This is a genomic window from Kitasatospora sp. NPDC097605 (assembly GCF_040302725.1).
Classification (GTDB): Bacteria; Actinomycetota; Actinomycetes; order Streptomycetales; family Streptomycetaceae; genus Kitasatospora.
In genome coordinates this window covers 53,934-68,423 of the sequence record NZ_JBEOSF010000007.1, presented here as the reverse complement: position 1 = coordinate 68,423, position 14,490 = coordinate 53,934, and the positions used below count along the sequence as shown (strand labels likewise).

Annotated in this window: 10 protein-coding genes; 9 read left to right on the top strand and 1 reads right to left on the bottom strand. The window is 73.3% G+C overall.

All coding sequences use genetic code 11. From position 1 onward, the window contains the following. The first annotated feature begins 65 nt into the window (after positions 1-65). Positions 66-1,469, top strand: a complete 1,404-nt coding sequence (locus tag ABTX81_RS10600) for an oxygenase MpaB family protein (RefSeq protein ID WP_350542953.1) — start codon at positions 66-68, stop codon at positions 1,467-1,469. Here ABTX81_RS10600 and ABTX81_RS10595 read toward each other — a convergent pair. After that, positions 1,466-2,272: a nucleotidyltransferase domain-containing protein gene (locus ABTX81_RS10595; protein WP_350542951.1), complete on the bottom strand. Its 807-nt coding sequence runs from the start codon at positions 2,270-2,272 to the stop codon at positions 1,466-1,468. The genes ABTX81_RS10600 and ABTX81_RS10595 overlap by 4 nt on opposite strands. 410 nt (positions 2,273-2,682) lie before the next feature. Between ABTX81_RS10595 and ABTX81_RS10590 the strand changes: the two genes are divergently transcribed. From ABTX81_RS10590 to ABTX81_RS10555, 8 genes are all read left to right on the top strand, one after another. Next, complete coding sequence (locus ABTX81_RS10590; protein ID WP_350542949.1) at positions 2,683-4,227, top strand: cytochrome ubiquinol oxidase subunit I; 1,545 nt, start codon at positions 2,683-2,685, stop codon at positions 4,225-4,227. Between the two features lie 31 nt (positions 4,228-4,258). Then, positions 4,259-5,284: a cytochrome d ubiquinol oxidase subunit II gene (gene cydB / locus ABTX81_RS10585; protein WP_350542947.1), complete on the top strand. Its 1,026-nt coding sequence runs from the start codon at positions 4,259-4,261 to the stop codon at positions 5,282-5,284. 4 nt (positions 5,285-5,288) lie between these two features. After that, a complete protein-coding gene (gene cydD / locus ABTX81_RS10580; RefSeq protein ID WP_350542945.1) occupies positions 5,289-8,786 on the top strand; it encodes a thiol reductant ABC exporter subunit CydD in 3,498 nt (1,165 codons plus the stop codon). A 73-nt stretch (positions 8,787-8,859) separates the two neighbouring features. Continuing rightward, positions 8,860-10,668 (top strand): sensor histidine kinase, encoded by a 1,809-nt coding sequence (locus ABTX81_RS10575; protein WP_350542943.1) that lies wholly within the window; start codon positions 8,860-8,862, stop codon positions 10,666-10,668. A gap of 232 nt (positions 10,669-10,900) precedes the next feature. Continuing rightward, complete coding sequence (locus ABTX81_RS10570) at positions 10,901-11,323, top strand: DUF1508 domain-containing protein (protein WP_350542941.1); 423 nt, start codon at positions 10,901-10,903, stop codon at positions 11,321-11,323. Next, positions 11,313-11,720, top strand: a complete 408-nt coding sequence (locus ABTX81_RS10565) for a hypothetical protein (protein ID WP_350542939.1) — start codon at positions 11,313-11,315, stop codon at positions 11,718-11,720. Before ABTX81_RS10570 ends, ABTX81_RS10565 begins: the two co-directional genes overlap by 11 nt. Positions 11,721-12,098: 378 nt before the next feature. Beyond that, positions 12,099-13,157 carry a PstS family phosphate ABC transporter substrate-binding protein gene (locus ABTX81_RS10560; RefSeq protein WP_350542937.1) on the top strand — a complete coding sequence of 353 codons (1,059 nt, stop codon included), beginning with the start codon at positions 12,099-12,101 and terminating at the stop codon, positions 13,155-13,157. Positions 13,158-13,312: 155 nt separating this feature from the next. Then, a complete protein-coding gene (locus ABTX81_RS10555; RefSeq protein WP_350542935.1) occupies positions 13,313-14,353 on the top strand; it encodes a substrate-binding domain-containing protein in 1,041 nt (346 codons plus the stop codon). Positions 14,354-14,490: the final 137 nt, after the last annotated feature.

Sequence of the window (14,490 nt, the reverse complement as noted above, 5' to 3'; positions counted from 1 at the left end):
GGTCGGACGGCCGGGAAGGGCCTCGCCCGTACGCGAAGATCCCGCAAGCCCCAGGAGATTCCCGGATGGCAGCGTCAGCAGCGTCGACCGCCTCGGCAGCGTCGGCACCACGTCCCGAGGTGTCCTTCCGCCGGGACCTCTCGGAGTGGCGGATCGTCCTCGTCGCCTGGCGGCTGCTGGTGCTCCAGGCCTCCCATCCGGTGGTCGCGGCGGGGATGGAGGAGCACTCCACCTACCGCGGCCACCCCTGGCGCCGGATCGAGCACACCCTCGGCAGCGGGCGGCGGCTCTTCCAGTCCGACCAGGAGCAGCTCTGGCGCGAGGTCAAGCGGCTCGACCGGGCACATCGGCGGATCCGCGGCACCACCGAGGACGGCCGGGGGTACGACGCCCAGGACCCGGCCACCCGGGCCTGGGTGCTCCTCACCCTGTTCGAAGCGGTCGCCGCCATGCGGGAGTTGAGCGGGGAACCGTACACGGCGGCCGAACTCGACGTGCTCTACCGGGAGTTCGCCGAGATCGCAGCGGTGTTCGGGCTGCCCGCAGGTGAGTTGCCGGCGACCGCCGCCGAGCTGCCCGGCTATCTGCGGCGGACGACCGCCGAGCGGCTGGAGTTCACCGGGACGGCGCGCCACCTGCTGTACGACATGCTGCACGAGGCGCCCTGCCCGCGCCGGCTGCGCTTCCTCGGGCCGGCCGGCTGGCGGGTGCTGCGGTCGCTGGTGGCCGGGGTGGTCACCGAGCTGACCGTCGCGGACCTCCCGGCGGCGTACCGCGAGCGGTTCGGCCTGGTCCGCACCCGCCGGGGGGCGCTGCTGTCCGGGCTGCTGCACCGCGGCGGCCGGGCGGTGCTGACCAGGCTGCCGGACCGCTACCGCTACCGCGCCCCGGGCGGGCGCCCGCCGTCCCGGCCCCGCCGGATGCCGCGCCAGGACACCCGGCCGCCCCGGCTGGACCGGTTCTTCCGGGAGGTCCTCGACCAGACCGGGGACGGCTGGCTCACCGCCCGCGACCTGCAGGCGATGGCGCACAACGTCTGCTGGCAGCTGGAACTCCCCGAGGACGGCGAGGCCCGGGTGTACGCCGCGTTCGAGGCGTGGTGGGAGCAGTTGCGGACGAGCATGGACGCCGACGGCGACGGCCGGATCAGCCGGGAGGAGTACGTCGCCGCGACGCTGGCCGGCTGCGACCGCGACCCGGCGTACCTGGAGGGCGGCCTGCTGCCCGCGCTGCGGGCGGTGTTCGCGGCGGCCGACACCGACGGGGACGGCCTGCTGGACTTCGCCGAGTACCGGGTGCTGTTCGACGGCCGGCGGGTGCATCCGGCCGAGCTCTCCCACGGCTTCCGCCAGTTGGACACCGACGGGGACGGCGTCATCACCGCGGCGGAGTTCCTGCGCGGCTTCGTCGACTACTTCACCGCCCGCGCCCCCTCCGCCTCCGGCACCCAGCTCCTCGGCCGCGCCTAGATGCGCAACGCGGCCTCGGTGTCGGCGACCAGGGTCCGGGCGGCGGCCACGGTGGCGGTGAGCGCGGCCGGCCCGTCGCCGGGGGCGGCGAGCAGGGCGCGGGCGCGCGGGCCGAAGCCGTCCGGGGCGCCGGGCAGGGTCGCCGCGACGGCGAGGGCGCCCTTCTCGTTGAGGCACCAGCGGCGGTCGGCCGCGTACAGCGCCTGCACCAGGACACCGACGGCGCGGGAGAGGCAGAGCGCGACGTACAGGGTGTCGCCGCGGGCGGCGCCCTTGGCGGCGCCGTCGAGCAGGAAGCCGGCCTCCCAGGCGCTCCCGGTCAGGGCGGTCCGCAGTGGCTCCGGGTAGACGGCGTAGCCGGGCTGACGCCGGGTCAGCTCACCGGACGGGTCCGCGAGGATCCGGCCGAGCGCCAACTCGCCGACGTAGCAGGGAGACCAGAAGCCGAGCGGGTGGCCGGCCTGGACGCCCACCTCGTAGCGGCCGGCCAGGCAGTCGGCCCGGACCCGGTCGACCCGGTCGAGGTCGCGCAGGATCCAGTCCACCCGGCCGAGGCCCTCGACGGTGAGCCAGGCGCCGCCGTCGACCCACGGCCCCCAACTGCCCGGACCGGCCACCTCGATCCCCGGTCCCGCCACCGCGCGCAGCGCGTCCAGGTCGAGGTCGCCGCGGTAGTAGAGGCCCAAGTCCCAGTCCGAGTCCGGCCGGTGCTCGCCCCGGGCCCGGCTGCCGCCCAGCATCACGCCGACCACGCCCGGCACCTCGGCCAGCCGTCCGGCCATCGCTTCGACGATCGTTCGCATGGGCCGGAAGTCTGGCACGCGGGCGCGGAGGACGCCGGCGGACCGCCTGCGGCAGCCATCCGGCGCCGGGGGGAGTGGCCGTCCCGCCCGGCCGGCCCGACCAGGCCGCCCTGGATGACCCGGCGGCTGTCAATGCTACGGATCGTCCACATTCCCCACCCCACCCGCCCGGCCGCTCGTTGTGGCCGGGCGGGTGTCCTTACAGACTGTGCGCACGGCATCGCCGCTGGTCAGCCACGGGTCGAACACCACCCCGCCCGCATCTCCCGCGTAAGGGTGATGGATACTGTGCTTGTGAACGTGTTCACGTTCACAAGCGGACAAGCTTGCGCGCTTGAGCAGCGGTCTCCGGCTATATATGAAGTTTGTCTGAAATATGACCTCAGAGGGTCGGTTGGAGAGAGGGCGACGTGGAACTGGCAATCGCTCACGAGACCATCGCGCGATGGCAATTCGGCATCACCACCGTCTACCACTTCCTCTTCGTCCCGCTCACCATCAGCCTCGCCGCGATCGTCGCCGGGCTGGAGACCGCGTGGGTGCGGACGGACAAGGAGAAGTACTTCCACGCCACCAAGTTCTGGGGGAAGCTCTTCCTGATCAACATCGCGATGGGCGTGGTCACCGGCATCGTCCAGGAGTTCCAGTTCGGCATGAACTGGTCCGACTACTCCCGCTTCGTCGGTGACGTCTTCGGCGCCCCGCTCGCGATGGAGGCGCTGATCGCCTTCTTCTTCGAGTCGACCTTCATCGGCCTGTGGATCTTCGGCTGGGACAAGCTGCCGCGCAAGCTGCACTGCGCCTGCATCTGGATGGTCGCGCTCGGCACGGTGCTCTCCGCCTACTTCATCCTGGCGGCCAACTCCTGGATGCAGCACCCGGTCGGCTACGCGATCGACCCGGTCACCGGGAAGGCCCAGCTCAACGACATCGCGCGGGTGCTGTTCCAGGACACCACCGTCACCGTCGTGCTGCACACCCTGACCGCCGCCTTCCTCACCGGTGCGGCCTTCGTGGTCGGCATCGCCTCCTTCCACCTCTGGAAGGCCAAGCGCAAGCCGGAGAGCGCCAACCCCAAGCGGGTCGCCGCGATGCGCACCTCGCTGCGGCTCGGCCTGGTCCTCGCGGTCATCGCGGGCCTCGGCACCGCGCTCAGCGGCGACCAGCTCGCCAAGGTCATGTTCCGCCAGCAGCCGATGAAGATGGCCGCCGCCGAGGCGCTCTGGGACACCAAGGCCCCCGCGCCGTTCTCGATCTTCGCGGTCGGCGACGTCGGCAAGGGCCACAACTCGGTCGAGCTGGAGATCCCCGCCGCGCTGTCCTTCCTCGCCAACAGCGACTTCAGCTCCGCCGTCCCCGGCATCAACGACACCGCCGCGGCCGAGGCCGCCCGGTTCGGCGGCGACCCCAAGGACTACATCCCCAGCATCTTCGTCACCTACTGGGGCTTCCGCCTCATGATCGGCTTCGGGATGACCTCCTTCGTGGCCGGCCTGATCGGACTCTGGACCACCCGGAAGAAGCGCTTCCTGGCCCCGGAGTTCCGCACCGGCGACGACGAGGTGCCGAGGCTGATGCTCACCCCGAAGCGGGAGCTCGGCCCCTTCCTCACCAAGTGGAGCTGGCGGATCGGCATCCTCACCATGGGCTTCCCGCTGATCGCCAACAGCTTCGGCTGGATCTTCACCGAGATGGGCCGCCAGCCCTGGGCCGTCTTCGGACTGATGACCACCGCCAGCGCCGTCTCGCCCAACGTGAGCGTCGGCACCCAGATCGGCGCGCTGGCCACCTTCACCGCGCTGTACGCGATCCTCGCCGTCATCGAGGTCAAGCTGCTGGTGAAGTACGCCAAGGCCGGACCGGCGACCGACGAGCAGCCGCCCGCCAAGGACCCGTCCCTGCGCGGTCCGGCCTCCGACGACGACGCCGACAAGCCGCTCGCCTTCGCCTACTGAGGCCCCTGAGGATCGATAGGACCGACACACCATGGAACTTCACGACGTCTGGTTCGTCCTGATCGCCGTCCTCTGGATCGGCTACTTCTTCCTGGAGGGCTTCGACTTCGGCATCGGCATCCTGACCAGGACGCTGGCCCGGAACACCACCGAGCGGCGGGTGCTGATCAACACCATCGGCCCGGTCTGGGACGGCAACGAGGTCTGGCTGCTGACCGCCGGCGGCGCCACCTTCGCGGCCTTCCCCGACTGGTACGCCACCCTGTTCAGCGGCTTCTACATCCCGCTGCTGATCATCCTGGTCTGCCTGATCGTCCGCGGTGTCGCCTTCGAGTACCGGGCCAAGCGGCCCGAGCCGCGCTGGCAGCGCAACTGGGAGGAGGCGATCTTCTGGACCTCGCTGATCCCCTCCTTCCTCTGGGGCGTCGCCTTCGCCAACATCGTGCGCGGCGTCGACATCGACGCGCAGAAGAACTTCGTCGGCACCTTCTGGGACCTGCTCAACCCGTACGCGCTGCTCGGCGGCCTGGTGACGCTCGTCCTGTTCACCTTCCACGGCGCGGTGTTCGCCGCGCTCAAGACGGTCGGCGAGATCCGTGAGCGGGCCCGGGCCACCGCCCTGCGCACCGGACTGGCGACGGCCGCGCTCGCCGCGGTCTTCCTGATCTGGACCCAGGCCGACCACGGCAACGGCTGGAGCCTCGCCGCCCTGGTGATCGCCGTGCTCGCGCTGGTCGGCGCGCTCGCCGCCAACCAGGTGGCCCGCGAGGGCTGGGCGTTCGTCCTCTCCGGCGTCACCATCGTGGCCGCCGTCGCGATGCTCTTCCTCTCGCTCTTCCCCGACGTCATGCCGTCCACGCTGAACCCGGACTGGAGCCTGACCGTGAGCAACGCGGCCTCCTCGGCCTACACGCTCAAGCTGATGACCATCGTGGCGGTGATCTTCACCCCGCTCGTGCTGCTCTACCAGGGCTGGACGTACTGGGTCTTCCGCAAGCGGATCGGCGTCCAGCACATCCCCGGGCACGACCCGGCCGCCGCCCTCGACAAGGCCTGACGCCATGAAGCCGGTCGACCCCCGACTCCTCGGGTACGCCCGCACCACCCGGGCCTTCCTCGCCGGAACCGTCCTGCTGGGCGCGGCGAACGCGGCCCTGGTGGTCGCCCAGGCGGGCCTGATCGCCGACATCGTGGTCCGCGGCTTCCAGCAGCGGGCCGGGCTCGACGAGCTCACCGCGCCGCTGGCGCTGCTGGTGCTCACCGCGATCGGGCGCGGGCTGGTCGGCTGGCTCACCGAACTCACCGCGCACCGGTCCGTCGCCCGGGTGAAGTCCACCCTGCGGCGCCGGCTGCTCGACCACGCCACCGCGCTCGGCCCGGCCCACCTGGCGGGCCGGCGCACCGGCGAACTCACCGCCCTCGCCACCCGGGGCGTCGACGCGCTCGACGACTACTTCGCCCGCTACCTGCCGCAGCTGGCGCTGGCGGTGGTCGTCCCGGCCACCGTGCTGCTGCGGATCGTCGGCGCCGACGCCACCTCGGCCGCCGTCATCGCCGGCACCCTGCCGCTGATCCCGCTGTTCATGGTGCTGATCGGGATGGCCACCCAGGCCCGGATGGACCGCCAGTGGACCACCCTCGCCCGGCTCTCCCACCACTTCCTCGACGTGGTCGCCGGGCTGCCCACGCTCAAGGTCTTCAACCGGGCCCGCGCCCAGGCCGCCACCATCGCCCGGATCACCGCCGACTACCGCAGGGCCACCCTGCGCACCCTGCGGATCGCCTTCATCTCCTCCTTCGCCCTGGAACTGCTCTCCACCCTCTCGGTCGCGCTGGTCGCCGTCTCGATCGGCTTCCGGCTGGTGAACGGCAGCCTCGACCTGGAGACCGGGCTGCTGATCCTGATCCTCGCCCCCGAGGTCTACTTCCCGATCCGCCAGGTCGGCGCGCTCTACCACTCCAGCGTCGAGGGCCTGACCGCCGCCGACCGGATCTTCGAGGTGCTGGAGACCCCGCTCCCGGCCGCCGGCACGGTGCCCGCGCCGGACCTCGCCGGGGCCGTCGTCGAGGCCGACGGCCTCACCGTGCGCTTCCCCGACCGCACCGCGCCCGCCCTCGACGACGCGGCGCTGGTGCTGCGGCCGGGCGAGAGCGTCGCGCTCACCGGCCCGTCCGGCGCCGGCAAGTCCACCCTGCTCGGCGTCCTGCTCGGCCTCACCGCCCCGGACGCCGGCACCGTGCGGATCACCGCCGCCGACGGTCGCGTCCACGACCTGGCCGACCTGGAGCCGGCGAGCTGGCGGCGGCAGATCGCCTGGGTGCCGCAGCACCCGCACCTGTTCGCCGCCACCGTCGGCGACAACCTGCGGCTCTACCGGCCCGAGGCCACCGACGAGCAGCTGTGGACGGCGCTGCGCTCGGCGCACGCCCTCGACTTCGTCACCCGGCTGGACACCCGCCTCGGCGAGGACGGCGCCGGGCTCTCCGCCGGCCAGCGCCAGCGGCTCGCGCTCGCCCGGGTGCTGCTCGCCGACGACCGGCCGCTGGTCCTGCTCGACGAGCCCACCGCCAACCTCGACGGCGCCTCCGAGGCGGCCGTGGTGGACACCGTCCGGGCGCTGGCCGCCGACCCGGCCCGCACCGTGCTGCTGGTCGCGCACCGGCCCGCACTGCTGGCCGCCGCCGACCGGCGGGTCCGGCTGGACGGCCCCGCCGCTCCCCCGGCCTCCCCGGGCTCCCCGGCGGCCGTCCCCGCCCTCGCGCACCGCGGCCGGCCCACCCCGGCGGCGCCGCAGGACGGCCCGGCGCCCGGCCCGGACGCCGTCAAGCCCCGGCTCGCCCTCTCCGTGCTCCTCGGCGCCCTGGCGCTCGGCTGCGCCGTCGCGCTGATGGCCACCTCCGGCTACCTCATCTCCTACGCCTCCGAGATGCCGCCGGTCCTCTATCTGATGATGGCCGTCACCTCGGTGCGCGCCTTCGGCATCGGCCGCAGCGTCTTCCGCTACGCCGAGCGGCTGGTCTCGCACGACGCCGTGCTGCGCACCCTCGGCACCCTGCGCGCCGCCGTCTACCGCCGGCTCACCGCGCTCGCCCCGGCCGCGCTGCCCGCGTTCCGGCGCGGCGACCTGCTCTCCCGGCTGGTCGCCGACGTCGACGCCGTCCAGGACCACTACCTGCGCTGGCGGCTGCCGGCCGCCGTGGCCGCGGTCGTCTCGCTGGCCGCCGCCGTCGCGATGGGAGCCTTCCTGCCCGCCGCCGGGCTGGTGCTCGGCGCCGGCCTGCTGCTCGCCGGCCTGGTGGTGCCCGCGCTGGCCGCCCGCTGGTCGGCCGCCGCCGAACGCCGCCAGGCCCCGGCCCGCGGCGAGCTCGCCACCACCGTGCTGGACGCCTTCAGCGGGACGGCCGAGCTCACCGTGGCCGGTGCGCTGCCCCGCCGGCTGGCCGCCGTCCGCGCCGCCGACGGCGCGCTGACCGGGCTGGCCGCCCGCTCGGCCGCCACCGCCGCGCTCGGCACCGGGCTGATCACCCTGCTCACCGGCCTCACCGTGGCCGCCGCCGCGGCCGTCGGCCTGCGCGGCGTCGAGTCCGGGGCGCTCGCCCCGGTCTGCCTGGCCGTGGTGGTGCTCACCCCGCTGGCCGCCTTCGAGGCCGTCACCGGCATGCCGCTCGCCGTCCAGGCCCGCCGGCGCAGCCTGGCCGCCTCGGCCCGGCTCGACGAGGTGCTGGACGCGCCCGCCGCGGTCGCCGAACCGGCCGCGCCGAAGGACCTGCCCGAGCGGCCGCTGCCGATCGCCGTCCGGGGGCTGACCGCCCGCCACCCCGGCCAGGACACCGACGCGCTGGCCGGCGTCGACCTCGACCTCGCCGCGGGCCGGCGGATCGCGGTGGTCGGCCCGTCCGGCTCCGGCAAGACCACCCTCGCCCAGGCGCTGCTGCGCTTCCTCGACCAGGACGCCGGGAGCGTCGTGCTCGCCGCCGGCGGCCCGCAGGCCGTGGACAGCCGGGAGCTCACCGGGGAGGACGTCCGCCGGGTGATCGGGCTCTGCGCCCAGGACGCGCACGTCTTCGACAGCTCGCTGCGCGAGAACCTCCGGCTCGCCCGGCCGGACGCGGAGGAGGACGAGCTGCGCGCCGCCCTCGCCGCCGCCCGGCTGCTGGACTTCACCGAGAGCCTGCCGGAGGGCCTGGACACCATGGTCGGCGAGCACGGCGCCCGGCTCTCCGGCGGCCAGCGCCAGCGGCTCGCCCTGGCCCGCGCGCTGCTCGCCGACTTCCCGGTGCTCGTCCTGGACGAGCCCGCCGAACACCTCGACCTGCCCACCGCCGACGCCCTCACCGCCGACCTGCTCACCGCCACCGCGGGCCGCACCACCGTGCTGATCACCCACCGCCTGGCGGGCCTGGACGACGGCACCGTCGACGAGGTCCTGGTGCTGGACGCCGGCCGGGTCGTCGAACGCGGCCGCTGGTCCGAGCTGCTCGCCCGCCCGGACGGCCGTCTGCGGGGGATGCGGGAACGCGAACGGGAGACCGACGGGGTGCCGCTCGCGGTCGGGTAGCCGGGGCGGGCGGGCCGGTCGGCCCGTCGCGTCGCTACTTCAGTCGAAAACCGTACAAACTACGCTCTTCACCATGGACCCCACGCCAGACCTGCCGGACTTCACCCCGCCGGAACCGGTGCCCGACCCCGCGCCGCACCGGGTGCCCGAGATCTCCTCGCTCGGGCTGGACACCCTGGTCACCGAGGTGTCGGAGCGGCTGCAGTCGGCGGCGGCCGTCACCGACCGGATGCAGCGGCTGCTGGAGGCCGTCGTCTCGGTCGGCTCCGGACTCGACCTGCACGCCACCCTGCACCGGATCGCCGCCGGGGCCGCCGAGCTGGTGGACGCCCGGTACGCCGCGCTCGGGGTGGTCGCGCCCGGGGGCCACGGGCTGCAGGACTTCATCCACGTCGGCGTCGACGAGGAGACCGTCCGGGAGATCGGCGAGCTGCCGGTCGGCCGGGGCATCCTCGGCGCGCTGATCGACCGGCCCGAGCCGCTGCGGCTCACCGACCTCACCGCCGACCCGCGCTCGTACGGCTTCCCGCCGCACCACCCGGCGATGAAGACCTTCCTCGGCGAGCCGATCCGGATCCGCGACGAGGTGTTCGGCAATCTCTACCTCACCGAGAAGCGCAGCGGCGGTGCCTTCACCCCCGAGGACGAGCAGGTGGTGCACGCGCTGGCCGCCGCGGCCGGCGTGGCGATCGAGAACTCCCGCCTCTACGAGGAGGGCCGGCGCCGGGAGCGGTGGATCGCCGGCGCGGCCGCCGTCACCACCGCGCTGCTCTCCACCGACCAGGCGGAGGTGGCGCTCACCGTCGCCGCCGAGCAGGTCCGGGAGCTGGCGGACGCGGCGCTCGGGATGATCCTGCTGCCGACCGTCGACGGCCAGATGCGGGTGGCCCACGCCTGCGGGGAGGCGGCCGAGTTCCTCCAGGGCGAGCTGATGCCGCCCGGCAGCGTCGCGGTGCAGCTCCTCAAGGGGGAGAGCGTCCACCTCGACGACATGTCCACCGACCCGACCGTGGTGATCCGGCTCGCCCGCAGCTTCGGGCCCTCGCTGGCGGTGCCGATGATCGCCGCCGGCCGGGTGCTCGGCGGGCTCTGCGTCTGGCGCTCGCGCGGCGCGGTGCCGTTCTCCGAGGCCGAGAAGCAGCTCGCCGAGACCTTCGCCTCGCAGGCCGCGCTCGCGCTGCGGCTCGCCGAGGGGCAGCGGGACCAGCAGCGGCTCGCCGTCTTCCAGGACCGCGACCGGATCGCCCGGGACCTCCACGACCTGGTCATCCAGCGGCTGTTCGCCACCGGCATGATGCTGGAGGGCGCCGCCCGGCGTGCCATCGTCCCGGAGGTGAAGGTCCGCATCGGAGAGGCGGTGGACGAGCTGGACGCCACCATCCAGGAGGTCCGCACCACCATCTACGCGCTCCAGCACGACGACCACGGCGACGCGCCCGACACCCTGCGGACCCGGGTGCTGCGCGAGTGCAGCCAGGCCGCGGCGGCGCTCGGCTTCAAGCCGTCGGTCTCCTTCGTCGGCCCGGTGGAGAGCCTGGTCGGCGAGAAGACCGGCCGTCAACTACTGGCAGCGCTGCGGGAGATGCTGTCCAACACGGCCCGGCACGCCCGGGCCTCCCGGGTCGGCGTCGAGGTCGACGCGACCGAGCACCTGGACAACGGCGGCCGGCCGGTCGGCGGGGACCCGGAGTCGCTGGACCGGGGCGGGCGGCCCGGCGTCCTGCTGACCGTCACCGACGACGGCGTCGGCATCCCCGAGGGCGGGAGGCGCAGCGGCCTGCGGAACCTGGCGCGCCGCGCCGAGGCGCTCGGCGGCGACGCCTGGCACGAGCCCGGCCCGCACGGCAGGGGCGCCCGGGTGCGCTGGACGGCCCGGCTCTGAACGCCTGTCCGACCGGTCGGATCCTTCCCGGGCGCGTTCGAACGGTTCGTGAACGACGGGGATCCATGCCGGGTTCGGTTGGCGCGCGGATCGTGAGCACTCGGTGAAAGTTTAACGAGAGAGAACTTCCCGGCCAACGGAGCAAGTTGTGCATTTCGTGGCCTTCCGGCGCTCTCGTGTGCACACATAGCTTTACTCCCGTCTCGGAGAGGAACCGGACTGTGGGGGAGCAGTGGACGCGTCGAGCCGCGGTCACACCGCAGCAGGGGCAAGTCGAGGGGGGTTCCGGGCCGAACGGGCGCCGGACGGGCGGTACCGCTGGCAGTTGAAAGCACCGAACGGACGCGTCGTCGCCGTCACCCCGGCCGCGTACGACACGGCCGGGGACGCGGAGCGCGGCTTCGACGGCTTACGGGCCGTCGCGGACGGGCTCACCGCGCGGATCACGCACGTCCGGGACGGCATCGGCTGGATCTGGGTGATCCCGGGGTCGCGCACCCTGCCGGAGGTGCGGTCCAGCCGTGCCTACGAGCGGTACGCGACCTGCCAGAACGCGTTCCGGCGCTTCGTGGTGCTGCTGGCCAAGCAGCCTGCCCTGGAACTGCCCGAACTCTCCGAACGGGGGCCGTCGTTGAGAACGTCCGATGTCCACTGACCGGCGCGGGCCGCGGCTGCTGACCGTCCCGGTCGGCGACCGGGCGCTGTCCTGGACGCTGCGCGCGGCGAACGGGCGGCAGCTCGGCGTCGGCGTGCGCACCTACCGCGGTGAGGCGGAACTCGCCGAGGCGGTCCGCGAGTTGATCATCGAGCGGGCCGCGCTGCGATGTACCGTCGGCCAGTCCGAGGCCCGGCTGTGGGTGTGGACGGCGTACCTGCCGGTGCGCACCACCCGCCCGGGCGCCGCCGACGCCGCCGGGCCGGTGGCCCGCAGCGCCCGCGGCTATCTGCGCCGCGACCAGTGCCAGGCCGGCGTCACCGGCTTCCTCGCCGGACTCCAGCGCCTGGGACAGGACCTGCGCCGCCCCGGACGGGACGACGCCTGGCCGTTCTGACGGGCCGTCCGCCGCCGTCCCCAGCCGCCTTCGGGCGGCTTCTCGCGTTGGCCCGGGGCCGCGCCCCGTTTCCCCCTCTTCCGGTGAAGCGCAGGTATCCGGCAACCCCCCGAGCCGCCACCTGGAGAAGAACGTCACCGGCCCCTGACCTGCGGCTTTCCACCCCCGTGCGGCCATCCTGACCTGTTGCTAAACCTCTCTGAACCGAGAAATCGACAATCGCCCGCGACAACCGGCCGCCCTTCCGACGGAACCGCGCCGAACGACAGGATCGGCACTGCCGAAGAGGGGCCGCCGCGGACGCGGCTCCCGGCCCCGGGACTGACAACCAGTACCCGGGCAAGCGATGTACGTCTCTCCCACCGGAGGAACAGGAACATGCGCAAGACCGCTGCCAAGCTGCTCGCCGCCGCCGCCATCGCCACCTCGGTCGTCACCGTCGCGAGCGGCACCGCCGTCGCCGACCCGTCGACCCTCCCGACCCTGCCGACCGCCAACGACTTCGTCGGCGTGGGCTCGGACACCACCCAGGCGATCCTGAACCAGTTCTCGGTCGACTACAACGCGTTCCTCACCGCGAGCGGCAACACCACCTCGCCGCGCCTGTACAGCTGGGACGCGACCGGCACCACCCCGATCGTCGCCACCAAGACCGGTGCGACCCAGATCGCCCGCCCGAACGGTTCCGGCGCCGGCATCAAGGCCCTGGAGAACAACACCAACACCACGGTCGACTTCGCCCGCTCCTCGCGCGGCCCGCAGACCGGCGACCAGGCCACCGACTACTTCATCGCCTTCGCCAAGGACGCGGTGTCCTGGGCCGCCAAGGCGGGCGGCAACGCCCCGGCCAACCTCACCACGGCCGACCTGAAGGACATCTACACCTGCGCCAAGACCACCTGGAGCGCGATCAACCCGTCGTGGCCGGCGACCACGATCAAGCCGTTCCTCCCGCAGGCCGACTCCGGCACGCGTTCCTACTTCCTGAAGACCATCGGCTCCGGTGTCGCGGTCACCCCGGGCGCCTGCGTCGTCTCCGGCACCCAGGAGAACCAGGGCACCGACCCGGTCCTGAACGACAACGACGCCATCGTCCCGTACTCCGTCGCCCACTACATCGGCCAGGTGTACTACGGCCACGCCGCGGGCAGCGACGCCCAGGGCCCGCTGACCGTCCGCAACGTCAACGGCGTGACCGCCATCGACACCACCGCGAAGACGATCGACGCCAACTTCGCCCAGACCGACTACGCCCGCGTGGTCTACAACGTGGTCCGCCAGTCCGAGTGGACCTCCACCGCCGCCCGCGGTGTCGCGCTCCGCTCGATCTTCGGCGCCAACGGCTGGATCTGCAAGAACGCCACCGCCGCCGCCGACCTGAAGAGCTACGGCTTCCTGGCCCTGGCGAACGGCTGTGGCGTCTCCACCCACATCTGATCCACCCCGCACCTGAACCACCGCACGTCCCGGCGGCCACGGGCCTCACGCCCGTGGCCGCCGGCCCGCAGGAACGGCACAGCACCGCACCGAACGGCACAGCACCGCGTGAGACCGAGCCAGTTCACCGCCACCGCACAGAGAGCAGGAGAGAGATGCGAAAGACCATGGGCAAGCCGCTCGCCGTCGCCGCGCTCGCCGGCTCGCTGGTCGGTCTGACCGGCGGCGCCGCCCTCGCGGACCCGCCCGTCGTGCCGAACCCCGGCGACATCGTCGGCGTCGGCTCGCAGACCACCGCGCCGCTGTTCAACCAGTTCTCCACGGACTACAACGCCTCCCTGACCGCCGCGGGCGACACCACCTCCCCGCGGCTGTACAGCTTCGACGCCGTCGGCACCTCGCCGATCGTCCTGAAGGCCGGGACCCCGCCCGTCGCCCGCCCGACCGGGATCCCGACCGGCCTCGCCCACCTGCACGCGGTCCCCAGCTCGGTGGACTTCGTCCGCATGGACCGTGGCCGGCTGCCCACCGACCCGCTGACCGACACCTTCGTGGCACTCGCCAAGGACGCGGTCTCCTGGGCGGCGAAGTCCGGGGGCCACGCGCCGGCGAACCTGACCACCGCGCAGCTGAAGGACATCTACACCTGCGTCAGGACCAACTGGGCGCAGATCGACCCGTCGCTGCCGAACGCGACCATCAAGCCGTACCTCCCGCAGACCGGCTCCGGCCTGCGCGACTTCTTCCTGAAGACCATCGGCGGGGGCACCCCGGTCGTCCCGGGCGCCTGCGTCACCACCGGCGTCCAGGAGAACCAGGGCACCGACCCGGTCCTGAACGACGACGACGTGCTGGTCCCGTACTCGGTCGGCCACTACGTCGGCCAGTTCTACTACGGCCGCAGCACCGGCTCCGACGCGCCCGGAGCGCTGACCGTCCGCGCCATCGACGGCATCGCGTCGGTGAACACGGTGAACCAGTCCATCAACGCCCCCTTCGCGGCGACCGCCTGGGGCCGGGTGCTCTACACCGTGGTCCGGGCGGCCGACTGGGCGGCCACCGACGCGCGCGGGACCGCGCTGCGGAGGATCTTCGGCATCACCGGCTGGATCTGCAAGAGCGCCACCGCCGCCGCCGACTTCAAGAGCCACGGCTTCCTGGGGCTTCCGGTCAACGCCTGCGGCACCACCAGCTGAGCCCGGCCTCCGTCAGACCCCCCTCCGCGACCCGTTAAGGAACAGACACATGCGTGGCCCCGCACGGACCCGGTCGCCAGGGCGACGGTCAGGAGCCACGGCTTCGCGCAGCTGCCGCCCGTCGCGTGCGGAATCGC

What these genes read in the sequence shown, in the direction of transcription:
- ABTX81_RS10600 (WP_350542953.1), top strand. Translation starts at nt 66, where the DNA reads ATGGCAGCGTCAGCAGCGTCGACCGCCTCGGCAGCGTCGGCACCACGT.
- ABTX81_RS10595 (WP_350542951.1), bottom strand. Translation starts at nt 2,272, where the DNA reads ATGCGAACGATCGTCGAAGCGATGGCCGGACGGCTGGCCGAGGTGCCG.
- cydB (WP_350542947.1), top strand. Translation starts at nt 4,259, where the DNA reads ATGGAACTTCACGACGTCTGGTTCGTCCTGATCGCCGTCCTCTGGATC.
- cydD (WP_350542945.1), top strand. Translation starts at nt 5,289, where the DNA reads ATGAAGCCGGTCGACCCCCGACTCCTCGGGTACGCCCGCACCACCCGG.
- ABTX81_RS10575 (WP_350542943.1), top strand. Translation starts at nt 8,860, where the DNA reads ATGGACCCCACGCCAGACCTGCCGGACTTCACCCCGCCGGAACCGGTG.
- ABTX81_RS10565 (WP_350542939.1), top strand. Translation starts at nt 11,313, where the DNA reads ATGTCCACTGACCGGCGCGGGCCGCGGCTGCTGACCGTCCCGGTCGGC.
- ABTX81_RS10560 (WP_350542937.1), top strand. Translation starts at nt 12,099, where the DNA reads ATGCGCAAGACCGCTGCCAAGCTGCTCGCCGCCGCCGCCATCGCCACC.
- ABTX81_RS10555 (WP_350542935.1), top strand. Translation starts at nt 13,313, where the DNA reads ATGCGAAAGACCATGGGCAAGCCGCTCGCCGTCGCCGCGCTCGCCGGC.